Source organism: Stutzerimonas stutzeri RCH2 (genome assembly GCF_000327065.1).
In the GTDB taxonomy this organism is placed as follows: domain Bacteria; phylum Pseudomonadota; class Gammaproteobacteria; order Pseudomonadales; family Pseudomonadaceae; genus Stutzerimonas; species Stutzerimonas stutzeri_AE.
Map to the genome: position 1 here is coordinate 1,398,992 of NC_019936.1, position 13,943 is coordinate 1,412,934.

General features: G+C 61.6%; 13 protein-coding genes and 4 tRNA genes. 8 read left to right on the top strand and 9 right to left on the bottom strand.

Annotated elements, in window-relative coordinates:
- Positions 1-83: 83 nt before the first annotated feature.
- Positions 84-1,280, bottom strand: a complete 1,197-nt coding sequence (locus PSEST_RS06315; protein WP_015276170.1) for an amino acid aminotransferase — start codon at positions 1,278-1,280, stop codon at positions 84-86.
- A 297-nt stretch (positions 1,281-1,577) separates the two neighbouring features.
- Between PSEST_RS06315 and uvrB the strand changes: the two genes are divergently transcribed.
- From uvrB to PSEST_RS06350, 7 genes are all read left to right on the top strand, one after another.
- Entirely contained in the window at positions 1,578-3,593 is a 2,016-nt protein-coding gene (gene uvrB, locus PSEST_RS06320) for an excinuclease ABC subunit UvrB (RefSeq protein ID WP_015276171.1), read from the top strand.
- Positions 3,594-3,770: 177 nt separating this feature from the next.
- A complete protein-coding gene (gene gltX / locus PSEST_RS06325) occupies positions 3,771-5,252 on the top strand; it encodes a glutamate--tRNA ligase (protein ID WP_015276172.1) in 1,482 nt (493 codons plus the stop codon).
- A 147-nt stretch (positions 5,253-5,399) separates the two neighbouring features.
- Positions 5,400-5,475, top strand: a tRNA-Ala gene (locus tag PSEST_RS06330).
- 75 nt (positions 5,476-5,550) lie between these two features.
- Positions 5,551-5,626: transfer RNA gene (locus tag PSEST_RS06335), tRNA-Glu, on the top strand.
- A gap of 44 nt (positions 5,627-5,670) precedes the next feature.
- Positions 5,671-5,746: transfer RNA gene (locus PSEST_RS06340), tRNA-Ala, on the top strand.
- Positions 5,747-5,794: 48 nt separating this feature from the next.
- Positions 5,795-5,870 (top strand) — tRNA-Glu (locus tag PSEST_RS06345).
- Positions 5,871-6,062: 192 nt separating this feature from the next.
- Positions 6,063-6,512 carry an acyl-CoA thioesterase gene (locus tag PSEST_RS06350; protein WP_015276173.1) on the top strand — a complete coding sequence of 150 codons (450 nt, stop codon included), beginning with the start codon at positions 6,063-6,065 and terminating at the stop codon, positions 6,510-6,512.
- Positions 6,513-6,527: 15 nt separating this feature from the next.
- Here the strand turns inward: PSEST_RS06350 and PSEST_RS06355 are convergent, their stop codons facing one another.
- Positions 6,528-6,779 (bottom strand): hypothetical protein, encoded by a 252-nt coding sequence (locus PSEST_RS06355; RefSeq protein WP_015276174.1) that lies wholly within the window; start codon positions 6,777-6,779, stop codon positions 6,528-6,530.
- A gap of 99 nt (positions 6,780-6,878) precedes the next feature.
- Between PSEST_RS06355 and dinB the strand changes: the two genes are divergently transcribed.
- Positions 6,879-7,943 carry a DNA polymerase IV gene (dinB, locus tag PSEST_RS06360; protein ID WP_015276175.1) on the top strand — a complete coding sequence of 355 codons (1,065 nt, stop codon included), beginning with the start codon at positions 6,879-6,881 and terminating at the stop codon, positions 7,941-7,943.
- Positions 7,944-8,263: 320 nt separating this feature from the next.
- Here dinB and PSEST_RS06365 read toward each other — a convergent pair whose 3' ends face one another.
- The 7 genes from PSEST_RS06365 to livH form a co-directional block, all read right to left on the bottom strand.
- Complete coding sequence (locus PSEST_RS06365) at positions 8,264-8,665, bottom strand: META domain-containing protein (protein ID WP_015276176.1); 402 nt, start codon at positions 8,663-8,665, stop codon at positions 8,264-8,266.
- On the bottom strand, positions 8,662-9,102 hold the full coding sequence (locus PSEST_RS06370) for a hypothetical protein (RefSeq protein ID WP_015276177.1): 441 nt from the start codon (positions 9,100-9,102) through the stop codon (positions 8,662-8,664). Before PSEST_RS06370 ends, PSEST_RS06365 begins: the two co-directional genes overlap by 4 nt.
- A 95-nt stretch (positions 9,103-9,197) precedes the next feature.
- Positions 9,198-10,004: a dienelactone hydrolase family protein gene (locus tag PSEST_RS06375; protein WP_015276178.1), complete on the bottom strand. Its 807-nt coding sequence runs from the start codon at positions 10,002-10,004 to the stop codon at positions 9,198-9,200.
- Positions 10,005-10,168: 164 nt separating this feature from the next.
- Complete coding sequence (locus PSEST_RS06380) at positions 10,169-10,870, bottom strand: ABC transporter ATP-binding protein (protein WP_015276179.1); 702 nt, start codon at positions 10,868-10,870, stop codon at positions 10,169-10,171.
- Between the two features lie 2 nt (positions 10,871-10,872).
- Complete coding sequence (gene livG, locus PSEST_RS06385) at positions 10,873-11,640, bottom strand: high-affinity branched-chain amino acid ABC transporter ATP-binding protein LivG (RefSeq protein ID WP_014821209.1); 768 nt, start codon at positions 11,638-11,640, stop codon at positions 10,873-10,875.
- Entirely contained in the window at positions 11,637-12,893 is a 1,257-nt protein-coding gene (locus PSEST_RS06390) for a high-affinity branched-chain amino acid ABC transporter permease LivM (protein ID WP_015276180.1), read from the bottom strand. The genes livG and PSEST_RS06390 overlap by 4 nt, the downstream gene beginning before the upstream one ends.
- On the bottom strand, positions 12,890-13,813 hold the full coding sequence (gene livH / locus PSEST_RS06395) for a high-affinity branched-chain amino acid ABC transporter permease LivH (protein ID WP_015276181.1): 924 nt from the start codon (positions 13,811-13,813) through the stop codon (positions 12,890-12,892). Before livH ends, PSEST_RS06390 begins: the two co-directional genes overlap by 4 nt.
- Positions 13,814-13,943 lie beyond the last annotated feature (130 nt).

Sequence of the window (13,943 nt, forward strand, 5' to 3'; positions counted from 1 at the left end):
CTGTTTGCAAAAGAGAAGTCAACCCTCTGCGCGATAGGAGCGGCGCCACTTCGGGGCCTGAAAAGGCCCCGAAGTGGGATCAATCAGAGCACCTGAACGATGGCGTCAGTGACGTGCCCGATGTTGCTGCGGTTCAGTGCGGCGGCGCAGATGCGGCCGGTGCTGATGGCGTAAACACCAAACTCGACGCGCAGTCGCTCGACCTGTTCAGCCGTGAGGCCTGAGTAGGAGAACATGCCGCGTTGGGCTGCAACGAAACTGAAATCCGTCTTCGCACCTTTGGCCGTCAATTGCTCCACCATGCTCAGCCGCAGTTCGCGGATGCGGCTGCGCATCTCGCCCAGCTCGGCTTCCCACATGGCGCGCAGTTCCGGGCTGTTGAGTACCGAAGCGACAATGGTGGCGCCATGGGTCGGCGGGTTCGAGTAGTTGGTGCGAATGACGCGCTTGACCTGCGAGAGCACCCGCGCGGACTCCTCGCGGCTCTGGGTGACCATCGAAAGCGCGCCAACGCGCTCGCCGTACAGCGAGAACGACTTGGAAAACGAGCTGGAAACGAAGAAGGTCATGCCCGACTCGGCGAACAGGCGCACGGCGGCGGCGTCTTCCTCGATGCTGTCGCCGAAGCCCTGGTAGGCGATGTCGATGAACGGGACGTGATCCTGAGCGCGTAGCACTTCGAGGATCTGTTTCCAGTCTTCCAGGTTCAGATCGACACCGGTCGGGTTGTGGCAGCACGCGTGCAGTACGACGATGGAGCGGGGCGGCAGGTTTTTCAGATCCTGCAGCAGACCGGCGCGATCGATGCCATGGTTGCTTGCGTCGTAATAGCTGTAGTTCTGTACCGGGAAACCGGCCGACTCGAACAGTGCGCGATGGTTTTCCCAGCTTGGGTTGCTGATGGCAACCACGGCATCGGGCAGCAGTCGCTTGAGGAAGTCCGCGCCGACCTTGAGTGCCCCGGTGCCGCCAAGCGCCTGGGTAGTCACGACCCGGCCTTCGGCGATCAGCGAAGAATCGTTGCCGAACAGCAGCTTTTGTACGGCAGCATCGTAAGCGGCGATGCCTTCGATCGGCAGGTAGCCGCGCGGCGCATTGGCAGCGATGCGGGCATGCTCCGCCTCGACTACGGCGCGCAACAGCGGAATGCGACCTTCTTCGTTGTAATAGACACCGACACCGAGGTTGACCTTGTTCGGCCGCGTGTCGGCGTTAAAGGCTTCATTGAGGCCGAGAATAGGATCACGCGGCGCCATTTCGACAGCAGAGAACAAACTCATGGTGAGGGGGCTCGAAAGAGAAGAGTGACTAGATTTACCACCCTCGCGTCGGCGCGCAGGGTGATGCGCAAACGGGGCGGTAGTATAGCGGTCATGCCTGTTGCCTGCGATATGCTACCGAGGTTTTCTGATCACTTTCGGTGCGTTTTGCGTACTGGAAAGATGGACGGTTTTCCGGCTTTGCGCGCTCATGCCAGGCGGTTGATTCGAAGTCGGCTCGCCGTCGCGCTAAACCTCGCTGGACGGCTGCGCAAGGTCCGGTTTTTGAAATTCGCACACGTTACCTAGAGAGGCGAAATGTCCAAGTTCGAACTGGTCACCCGTTTCAAGCCGGCCGGCGATCAGCCGGAGGCCATTCGGCAGATGATCGAAGGCATCGAGGCGGGCCTGTCGCACCAGACGCTGCTGGGCGTCACCGGCTCGGGCAAGACTTTCAGCATCGCCAATGTCATTGCCCACGTGCAGCGGCCCACGCTGGTGCTGGCGCCGAACAAGACGTTGGCCGCGCAGCTCTATGGCGAGTTCAAGGCGTTCTTCCCGAACAACGCGGTGGAGTATTTCGTTTCCTACTACGACTACTACCAGCCGGAAGCCTACGTGCCGTCGTCGGATACCTTCATCGAGAAGGACGCCTCGATCAACGACCACATCGAGCAGATGCGTCTGTCGGCGACCAAGGCGCTGCTGGAGCGCCCGGACGCGATCATCGTGACCACGGTGTCCTGCATCTACGGCCTGGGTGATCCGCAGTCGTATCTGAAGATGGTCCTGCATGTGGACCGCGGCGACCGCCTCGATCAGCGCGAGCTGCTACGCAGGCTGACTGGCCTGCAGTACACGCGCAACGACATGGATTTCGCTCGCGCGACGTTCCGCGTACGTGGCGATGTGATCGACATCTTTCCGGCGGAGTCGGATCTGGAAGCGGTGCGCATCGAGCTGTTCGACGACGAGGTGGAAAGCCTGTCCGCCTTCGATCCGCTGACCGGCGAGGTGATTCGCAAGCTGCCGCGCTTCACCTTCTACCCCAAGAGCCACTACGTGACGCCGCGCGAGACGCTGCTCGATGCCATCGAGAAGATCAAGGACGAGCTGCGCGAGCGGCTCGATTACCTGCGTAGTCAGAACAAGCTGGTGGAGGCGCAGCGGCTCGAGCAGCGTACCCGCTTCGATCTGGAAATGATCATGGAGCTGGGCTACTGCAACGGCATCGAGAACTACTCGCGCTATCTGTCCGGGCGCGATGCCGGTGAACCGCCGCCCACCCTGTTCGACTACCTGCCTGCCGACGCGCTACTAGTGATCGACGAGTCCCACGTTTCGGTGCCGCAGGTCGGCGCGATGTACAAGGGCGATCGTTCGCGCAAGGAAACCCTGGTGGAGTACGGCTTTCGTCTGCCATCGGCGCTGGACAACCGGCCGATGCGCTTCGATGAATGGGAGGCGATCTGCCCGCAGACCATCTTCGTCTCCGCGACGCCCGGCCCTTACGAGGCCGAGCATGCTGGCCGCGTGGTCGAGCAGGTCGTGCGTCCGACCGGCCTGGTCGATCCGCAGATCGAGGTGCGTCCGGCGCTGACGCAGGTCGACGACCTGCTGTCGGAGATCCGCAAGTGCGTGGTCAAGGAGGAGCGGGTGCTGGTTACCACGCTGACCAAACGCATGGCCGAAGACCTGACCGACTACCTCAGCGATCACGATGTGCGGGTGCGCTACCTGCATTCGGACATCGATACCGTGGAGCGGGTCGAGATCATCCGCGACCTGCGGCTGGGCACTTTCGACGTGCTGGTGGGCATCAACCTGCTGCGCGAAGGCCTGGACATGCCCGAGGTGTCGCTGGTGGCGATCCTCGATGCGGACAAGGAAGGCTTCCTGCGCTCGGAGCGTTCGCTGATCCAGACCATCGGCCGCGCGGCGCGCAACCTCAATGGCCGCGCCATCCTCTACGCCGACAACGTAACCGGCTCGATGCAGCGCGCCATGGATGAAACCGAACGGCGGCGCAACAAGCAGATTGCCTTCAACGAGGCCAACGGCATCGTGCCGAAGGGTGTCACCAAAGATGTGCGGGATATCCTCGAAGGCGCCACGGTGCCCGGTTCGCGCAGCAAGAAGCGGCGTGGTGAGGCGAAAGCGGCTGAGGAGAGTGCGCGTTACGAGAACGAACTGCGCTCGCCGAGCGAGATCACCAAGCGCATCCGCCAGCTGGAAGAGAAGATGCTCAGCCTGGCGCGCGACCTGGAGTTCGAGGCGGCTGCCGAGGCGCGCGACGAGATCCACAAGCTGCGCGAGCGCCTGCTGCAGGTCTGAGGCTCCTCTGCCTGTTTAGCCTCAGGGCCATCGTTTACGGTGGCGCCGAAGCCGCTCTCTGTTCCGCTGTGCGTAGCAAAGTGCTCCAGTCGGTGTCCGGCTGGAGCCGGCTGCACCTCGCCTGTTAACATTCGGCCCTTCTGTTTTTCTGTTCGTCCTATTCGTTCGAGATCATTCATGACCACCGTCCGCACCCGTATCGCGCCGTCTCCCACCGGTGATCCTCACGTTGGAACTGCCTATATCGCGCTGTTCAATCTGTGCTTCGCCCGTCAGCACGGCGGTCAGTTCATTCTGCGCATCGAGGACACCGATCAGCTGCGCTCGACTCGTGAGTCCGAGCAGCAGATCTATGATGCGCTGCGTTGGCTGGGCATCGAATGGGACGAGGGTCCGGATGTGGGCGGTCCTCACGGCCCGTACCGGCAGAGCGAGCGCGGCGAGATCTACAAGAAGTACTCGGACGAGCTGGTTGCCAAGGGGCATGCCTTCCCCTGCTTCTGCAGCAGCGAGCGCCTGGATCAGGTGCGTGCCGAGCAGATGGCGAACAAGGAAACACCGCGTTACGACGGCCATTGCATGCACCTCGAGCCGGCCGAAGCACAGCGTCGCATCGCTGCTGGCGAATCCCATGTGATCCGGATGAAGGTGCCGAGCGAAGGCGTGTGTCAGGTGCAGGACATGCTGCGCGGCACCGTCGAGATCGGCTGGGACCGCATGGACATGCAGGTGCTGATGAAGGCCGACGGCCTGCCGACCTATTTCCTTGCCAACGTGGTCGATGATCACCTGATGGGTATCACCCATGTGCTGCGTGGCGAGGAGTGGCTGCCATCGGCACCCAAGCTGATCAAACTCTACGAATACTTCGGCTGGGAGCAACCGCAGCTGTGCTACATGCCTCTGCTGCGCAATCCGGACAAGAGCAAGCTGTCCAAGCGCAAGAACCCGACCTCGGTGACCTTCTACGAGCGCATGGGTTTTCTGCCGCAGGCGATGCTCAACTATCTCGGGCGCATGGGCTGGTCGATGCCTGACGAGCGTGAGAAGTTCACCCTGGACGAGATGATCGAGCATTTCGATATCCAGCGCGTGTCGCTCGGCGGGCCGATCTTCGATCTGGAGAAGCTGTCCTGGCTCAACGGCCAGTGGCTGCGCGAGCTGTCGGTCGAACAGTTCGCTACCGAAGTGCAGAAGTGGGCGTTTAATCTCCAGTACATGATGCAGATCGCTCCGCACGTGCAGCAGCGCGTGGAAACCTTCAGCCAGATCGCGCCGCTGGCGGGCTTCTTCTTCTCAGGTGCATTGCCGCTCGATCCAGCGCTGTTTGCGCACAAGAAGCTGGATGCCGCTCAGGTGCGCCAGGTGATGCAGCTGATCCTGTGGAAGCTCGAGGCGCTGCGCCAGTGGGAAAAGGAGCGCATCACCGCTTGCATCACGCAGGTAGCCGAACACCTCGGCTTCAAGCTGCGCGATGTGATGCCGCTGATGTTCGCTGCCATAACCGGGCAGGCCAGTTCGGTGTCGGTGCTGGATGCGATGGAAATCCTTGGTCCGGATCTGACGCGTTTCCGTCTGCGCAATGCGCTCGAGCTGCTCGGTGGGGCCTCGAAGAAGGAAGCCAAGGAGTGGGAAAAGCTGCTGGTGTCTATCGTCTGACCGCTTCGAGCAGGGGCGACCCTGCTGGTCAGTCCCGCCGATGGACGGTAAGTAGTTGTTCCTAATGCCAAAAAATCTGCGGGTCGGTCGAAATTTGTTGTTGACACTGCCTGGGGGCGCCCCTAATATGCGCCCCGTCCTCGAGATGGGGCTATAGCTCAGCTGGGAGAGCGCTTGCATGGCATGCAAGAGGTCGACGGTTCGATCCCGTCTAGCTCCACCAATCTCGAAGAGCAGAATTTGCCACCAACCTGTATTCACCAGATATGGAAATACGGGTTGCGCTTGAAGGGTTTGCGTCCCCTTCGTCTAGTGGCCTAGGACACCGCCCTTTCACGGCGGTAACAGGGGTTCGAGTCCCCTAGGGGACGCCATTATTCAGCGATGCTTGCATCGCGCGTCGAGAGACGATAAATCCGGGGCTATAGCTCAGCTGGGAGAGCGCTTGCATGGCATGCAAGAGGTCGACGGTTCGATCCCGTCTAGCTCCACCAATCACGGCTTGTCGATAAGCGGTTCATCGGCAGGTTTGCGAAGGTTTCGTCCCCTTCGTCTAGTGGCCTAGGACACCGCCCTTTCACGGCGGTAACAGGGGTTCGAGTCCCCTAGGGGACGCCATTTTTATTGCCCGTTTTGGGCTTCAAGGGGTCATCTTTCATGAGATGGCCCTTTTTGTTTTGTGCGGTGAAAAACAGGGCAGGGCGGCTGGCTTCTGAATGTCGCGTCATCGCGTACGACAACCTGCGTGACTCGCCGGCGTTGCTGCGCTTTCATAGGCCCATCGCAATCAGCTATCGAGGCATCTGACGAATGAGCTGGGACCAGCCACAAGCATTCATCATCGATCTGCAGGTGCAGCCCGAGCACATCGACGAACTTGGGCATGCCAATAATGCGGTCTACGTGACCTGGCTTGAGCGCTGTGCCTGGCAGCACTCGCAAAGTCTCGGGCTTGGCATCGAAGACTACCATCGTCTTGATCGCGCCATGGCGGTGCTACGGCATGAGATCGATTATCTGGCTGCTGCCTATGAGCGTGACGTTTTGCAGCTCGGAACCTGGATATCCGAGTCGGATCAGCGATTGAAGATGAAACGTAATTTTCAGCTGATCAGACCTGCCGACGGCGCCACCCTGTTGCGAGCGCAGACCACCTTCGTCTGTATCGAGCTCTCCAGCGGGAAACCCAAGCGCATGCCGCCGGAGTTCGTCGACGGCTACGGCAAGGCGCTGTTGCAGCCGTACCCGCTGGAGCTGTAACTGGCTGGTAGTTGGCTAGCCGCGCTGCTCGGGCTTCATCACGTCGCTATCGCGACGTTTTTCAGCATCCTCGCGCCAATCGTCCTGTACTTCTTTTTTCATTTTCGGATCGACGTCATCCTTGTTGTCGCGAACCTGATCATCGCCGTGTTTTTCTTGCTGAATATTGGTGCCTTGCGGCAGGGTGTTCATCATGTCCTGGTCAGCCATCGCGGTTGCGGAAAAAAGACCGCTTAGGACGATCGCGCCTGCATACAAGATTTTCATCTGAACCTCCGACTATCGGGGCGGTAAAAGGACTTACCATCTGAATAACCGACCCGTCGCGCTGAAGATTCGTTCACTCCTGCCCGGTGCACTGTTTTCGTGAGTCAGCCCAACCTGCGCAAGATCATCCACATCGATTGCGACTGCTTCTATGCCGCCATCGAGATGCGCGACGACCCCAGCCTGGCTCGGCGGCCCATTGCAGTGGGTGGCGCTGCGGATCGGCGCGGGGTCATTGCTACCTGCAATTACGAAGCGCGCGCGTACGGAGTGCGCTCGGCCATGGCCTCGGGGCACGCGTTGAAGCTATGCCCAGATCTGCTGATTCTGCGTCCGCGAATGGAGGCTTACCGCGAAGCGTCGCGCGAGATTCAGAACATCTTTCGCACCTATACCGAGCTGATCGAGCCGCTGTCGCTGGATGAGGCCTACCTGGATGTGACCGCCTGCGAGCACTTCTCCGGCAGCGCCACGCGTATCGCTGAGGACATCCGTCGACGAGTCTGGCAACAGCTGCGGATCACGGTCTCGGCCGGTGTCGCGCCGAACAAGTTTCTCGCCAAAATCGCCAGTGAATGGAACAAGCCTGATGGCCTGTTCGTTATCACGCCGGCTCAGGTCGACGAGTTCGTGCAGGAGCTTGAGGTCAAGCGTCTGCACGGTGTGGGACGCGTCACGGCGGAGAAGCTCGCGCGGCTGGGTATCCACACCTGCAACGACCTGCGCGAGTGGGGCAGGCTGGCGTTGGTTCGCGAGTTTGGTGCATTCGGCGAGCGGCTATGGGGGCTCGCGCGGGGAATTGACGAGCGCCCGGTGCAGGTCGAGAACCGCCGCCAGTCGGTCAGTGTCGAGCAGACCTATGATCGTGATCTGCCCGACCTGGCCGCTTGCCTGGAGCGACTACCGGAGCTGCTTCAACAGCTTGCAACACGCATGGCCCGGCTCGACGGTAGTTACCGACCCGGCAAGCCGTTCGTGAAGCTGAAATTCCATGACTTCACCCAGACGACCCTGGAGCAGGCTGGTGCCGGGCTTGAGCTGGATGACTATTCGGACCTGCTCGCCATCGCTTTCTCCCGGGGCGCCAGACCGGTTCGGTTGATCGGGGTCGGGGTGCGGTTGATCGATCTGCGTGGCGGTTTCGAGCAGTTGCGGCTGTTCTGACGACTACGTCGCCGCTGCTGTTCGCAGAGGGCACGCAGCCGCTCTGCGGGAGCGGCTGCGTGGGGTTGCGGATAAAAGAGGGGAATCCCTGGCCTGCCTGTACCAGGGTCCCCGAAACTGGGTTAATCCAGTCTATGCACTGGATATGCCAGTTTCGTTAAAAGCGGATGCGCTGCGACGCTGCAAACGGTGGTGCCCCGGAAAAACAAGGGGTTTGTTTGTAGCCTGACAGCCTGGCGCTTGAACGTAGGAATTGCGGGGGCGCAGCGGCCGCCTGATAGCAGTGCGCAATGTCTGTTGCTTGCGCACATTTGGCGCAACTATTCCTGTTCGGGCCAGAGTCGTAGGGCGCTGCCCTCGGCAGGCCATAGGCGCAGCTGGTCGATATTGGAAACGTCCCAGCGCTCGACCCGGTTGAGCAGGTCAAGGAACGCATGCTCCTGTTCCATGATCTCTTCCGGGCAGAGCTTGCGTGTGCTGCCCAGGTTGCTGAAGCGGATCTGCTGACCGCTCTGCTCGTAGCTGGCAAACCAGTGATTGCAGCCGGCATTGCCGTAGGCGCGTCCCTCACTGAGCGTGAGCGATACTGCAGTGCGGCCGATCACCGGCTCGTCACCGATCCACTCGGCGATGTAGGTGACGTCTCGCTGAAGCTCCAATGGCTCTGTCGCACAACCGGCCAGGCCGACGGCTACGACCAAGGGCAACAAACGCAAAGTCATGCCTGTTTCTCCTTCTGACAGCTAGGGCAGCGGTGTTGGCCATCAGCGCCAGACCAGCCCAATTCGGCGATACGGGCCTGCGCGGCAGGCTTGCGGGCGGCTTCGCCCAGCTTGGCGTCGACCGCAAATTCGAAGTCCAGCTGCTTGCCGCAGCTATCGCAAGCGACCTGCCAGTTGAGGATTTCAAGTTCGCGGAATACCGGTCCGCTTGCCACGGCCATCCACTGTCCCGGTGGATTGATGAGGTGGCGTACCTTTTCGACGGTGAGACGTTGCGATAGATCGCGGCTGCCCTTGAGCGTGACGATCAGCACGTCGCCGCTGCGAATCGATCCGCCATTGCCGGTGACCTGATAGCGACCTGGCGCCAAAGCGCGGCATTCGGTAAGGGTGTGGGCGGGGTTGAGCAGGGTGTAGCGGAAATCGTGTTCGGCCATGACTCGTGATCGACGATGAATATGCGCGCAATGCTAGCACGCGTCCCGGCGGCAGGCGCGCCGCCGGGCGAATCACGGACGAGAAGGCGAGGCCTTCACTGTGCCCGAGCGGTTGCTGGTGCGCCGAACGTCTCTTCGAAGAAGCGTCGCATATCGCCCCAGGAGCGCTCGTCCGCCGTTTTCTGATAGGCCACGTCGAGACCGTTTTTCTGGTGGGCGTCGGCGCCCGGATTGGTGAAGCCATGCTTGGCACCGGGCAGGCTGACGAACTGGTAATCGGCGCCGGCCTTGACCATCTCGACGTTCAGCGCGGCGATATCGTCGCTGCTGATCATGCTGTCTTCGCTGCCATGCTCGACCAGCACGCGTGCCTTGACGCTGCCCGGGGCGGCGCGTGTCTCGGTGGCCAGTGCGCCATGAAAGCTGACCACACCATCCAGCGGGACGCCCTGGCGGGCCATATCCAGCACGACCTTACCGCCGAAACAGTAGCCTACCGCGCCGAGTTTGGCGGTATCGGTCTGCGCCTGTTCCTTGAGCAGATCGAGGCCAGCGTTGAAGCGACCCTTGGCAGCATCGGCGTCCTTCAGGGCCGCCTGCATGAAGCTCATGGCATCTTTTGGATGCTCGGTGTTCTTGCCTTCGCCGTACATGTCGATGGCCAGGGCGCTGTAGCCCAGCTCGGCGAGGTCGCGGGCGCGCTGCTTGGCGTAGTCGTTCAGCCCCCACCATTCGTGGACCACGACGATGCCGGGGCGTTTGCCTTCGATGGCGTCGTCGTAGGCGTAGTAGCCGATCATCTCGGTGCCGTCGGCAGCGGTGTAGGGGATTTCCTGCGTCTGAATCGCGGCATTCGCAGTGACGCTGGCAGCCATGAGCAGGCCGAACAGGCAGTGGCGCATCGTGAGGTCTCCTTGACGGGCATTAGGGGATAGAGGCATCGAGCAAGCATAGCGGCTGTTCGACCGTACGCGCAGCGTGCGGGTTCGTCTGGCGGCATGTCGGGATCGGAGAACGAAAAAGCCCCGCCAGGACGGCAGGGCTTTCGTCGACCATGGTTGCGGTGTCAGCCGCCCAGGTAAGCGTCACGGACCTTCGGATCAGTCAGCAGGTCCTCGCCGCTGCCCTGCATGACGATGTGACCGTTCTCCAGTACATAGCCACGGTCGGCCAGCTTGAGCGCCTGGTTGGCGTTCTGCTCGACCAGGAACACCGTCACGCCATCCTCGCGCAGCTGTTCGATGATCTCGAAGATCTGCTGGATGATGATCGGCGCCAGACCTAGCGACGGCTCGTCGAGCAACAGCAGCTTGGGCTTGCTCATCAGTGCGCGGGCGATGGCGAGCATCTGCTGCTCGCCACCGGACATCGTGCCGCCGCGCTGCTGATAGCGTTCCTTGAGCCGCGGGAACAGGCCGAGCACCTTGTCCAGCTGCTCCTGGAAGTCCGTCTTGCCAGTGAAGAAGCCACCCATGGACAGGTTCTCTTCAACTGTCAGGCGAGCGAAGATCCGCCGCCCTTCAGGCACCACGGCGATGGCCTTGCGCATGATGTCGCAGGTCTGCCGGCCGACCAGCTCCTCGCCCTGGAAGCGAATGCTGCCGCTGGCCGCCTGCGGCGAGCCGCAAAGGGTCATCAGCAACGTCGACTTGCCGGCACCGTTGGCGCCGATCAGGGTGACGATCTCGCCTTGCTCCACCTGCACATTGATGTCGTGCAGCGCTTGGATCTTGCCGTAAAAGGTCGAGACGTTTTCGAAAGTCAGCATGCTTACGCCTCCCCCAGGTAGGCTTTGATCACGTCCGGATTGTTGCGCACCTGTTCGGGCGAACCATCGGCCAGCGGCGTGCCCTGGTTGATCACGTAGATGTGGTCGGAAATGCTCATGACCAGCTTCATGTCGTGTTCGATCAGCAGCACGGTGACCCCATGTTCGTCACGCAGCATGGCGATCAACGCCTTGAGATCCTCGGTTTCCTTCGGGTTGAGGCCCGCCGCCGGCTCGTCGAGCATGAGGATGCGCGGACGCGTCATCATGCAGCGGGCAATCTCCAGGCGGCGCTGTTGGCCGTAGGCGAGGGTCCCAGCCGGGCGGTTGGCTACGTCGGTCAGATTCACCTGCTCCAGCCAGTGCGCAGCAAAGTCCATCGCCGCGCGCTCGCTCTTGCGAAAACCCGGAGTCTTCAGAAGGCCGGCGAGGAAGTTGGTATTCAGATGACGATGCTGCGCCACCAGCAGGTTTTCCACCGCCGTCATGTCCTTGAACAAACGGACATTCTGGAAGGTGCGTACCACCCCCTGACGAGCGATCTTGTGGCCGGGCAGACCGTGGATCGGCGTGCCGTCGAGCAGGATTTCCCCGGCGGTCGGCTGGTAGAAGCCGGTCAGGCAGTTGAACACGGTGGTCTTGCCGGCACCGTTGGGGCCGATCATCGAGACCACTTGCTTGTCATGTACCGTCAGCCCCACCTCGTTGACGGCCAGCAGGCCGCCAAAACGCATCATCAGGCCGCGTACTTCTAGAATCGGGCGGCTCATTGCTTCAGCTCCAGGTGTGGGCGCTGCATCGGCAGCAGACCTTGCGGGCGCCAGATCATCATCAGCACCATCAGGGCGCCAAACATCAACATGCGGTACTCACTGAATTCGCGCATCAGCTCGGGCAGCAGGATCATCACGATCGCCGCGAGGATCACCCCGAGCTGCGAGCCCATACCGCCCAGCACCACGATGGCGAGGATGATCGCCGACTCGATGAAGGTGAAGGATTCCGGTGATACCAGCCCCTGACGGGCGGCGAAGAAGCTGCCGGCGAAACCGGCGAAGGTCGCGCCCAGGGTGAACGCCGAAAGCTTGATCACGGTGGGGTTCATGCCCAATGCGCGGCAGGCGATCTCGTCTTCGCGCAAGGCTTCCCAGGCGCGACCGATCGGCATGCGCAGTAGACGATTGATCACGAACAGGGTCAGCAGTACCAGCAGCAGGGCGATCAGGTAGAGGAAGATCACCTTGTTCACCGAGTTGTAGGCCACCCCGAAATATTCATGGAACGTCTGCATGCCTTCGGCGGCACGGCGGTCGAAGGACAGGCCGAACAGCGTCGGTTTGTCGATGCCGCTGATGCCATTCGGGCCGCCGGTCACGCTGGTCATGTTGCGCAGCAGGATGCGAATGATCTCGCCAAAGCCGAGCGTCACGATCGCCAGGTAATCACCGCGCAAACGCAACACCGGGAAGCCCAGCAGGAAGCCGAACAGCGCCGCCATCGCGCCGGCGATGGGCAAGGCGGTCCAGAACCCGACCCCGTAGTAATGCGAGAGCAGCGCATAGGTGTAGGCACCGACGGCGTAGAAGCCGACGTAACCCAGATCGAGCAGGCCGGCCAGACCCACAACGATGTTCAGGCCGAGGCCGAGCATCACGTAGATCAGGATCAGCGTGGCGATGTCCACCGCGCCACGCGAGCCATAGAACGGCCAGACCAGCGCAACCAGTACCAGCGCCAGGATGATCCAGCGTTGCGTCGAGGGCAGCGTGAGGAAGTTGCCGGCGCCAGCAGGCACGGTTGGCAAGCTGGGGCTCGCGGCCCAGCCAGCGGCCAAGTGCGTGCGGAACAGCTGCCAGACGAACATGGCAACGGCGCAGGCGGCGATGATCCAGAAGGTACCGATTTCGGCGCCATGCACTTCGACGCGGATACCGACGGTGGTGAGCTTCAGGCCGAACACCGGCACCGCCACGGCGATGACCAGCAGGGCACTGAAGAAGGCTGTACGGAGATTGCCGCTCATACCTTTTCCACCTCCGGACGACCGAGGATGCCGGTGGGGCGGAACAGCAGCACGAGGATCAGTAGGCTGAACGCCACCACGTCCTTGTACTGGTCACCGAAGATGTCCGCACCGAAGGCTTCCGCGACGCCAAGTACCAGCCCGCCGAGCATGGCTCCTGGGATACTGCCGATACCGCCGAGCACAGCCGCGGTGAAGGCCTTGATACCGGCAAGGAAGCCGATGTGCGGGTTGATCACCCCGTACTGCATGCTGATCAGCACCGCCGCGACGGCAGCCAGTGCAGCACCGATGACGAAGGTCAAGGCGATGATGCTGTTGGTGTTGATGCCCAGCAGGTTGGCCATCTTCAGGTCTTCGGCGCAGGCGCGGCAGGCGCGGCCCAGACGTGACCGCGAGATGAACAGCGTCAGGCCGTACATCGCGACGAAGGTCACCACGAAGATCAGGATCTGCATGTAGGAAATCACCACGCCGTTCATGGCGCTCTCGCCGATGACCAGGTTGCCTGGCATCAGGTTGGGGATCGCCTTGTCCTTGGAGTCCTGGGCCAGCAGCACGACGTTCTGCAGGAAGATCGACATGCCGATCGCGGAGATCAGCGGGATCAGCCGGTTACTGCCGCGAAGCGGGCGATAGGCGACCCGTTCGATGCTGTAACCGTAGGCGCTGGTGACGATCATGGCGGCCACGAATGCGCCGATCATCAGGATCGGCAGTGCGTCCAGGCCCATCATGGACAGGCCGACGATCGCGATGAAGGTGACATACGAACCGATCATGTACACCTCGCCGTGGGCGAAGTTGATCATGCCGATGATGCCGTAGACCATCGTGTAACCGATGGCGATCAGCGCGTAGGTGCTGCCAACGGTAAGCCCGTTGATCAGCTGTTGTAGGTAGTGGTAAAGCTCAGGCATCACTGCTCTCCCGAAGTCCCTGCAATTCCATTCCGCTCCGGCTGCGCTGCCCACTTCGAACACACCGCCCCTCCTGGCGCGGTGCCACTGCGGTACGGTGCCTTGCGGATCACACACGGCGCCGGTTCGA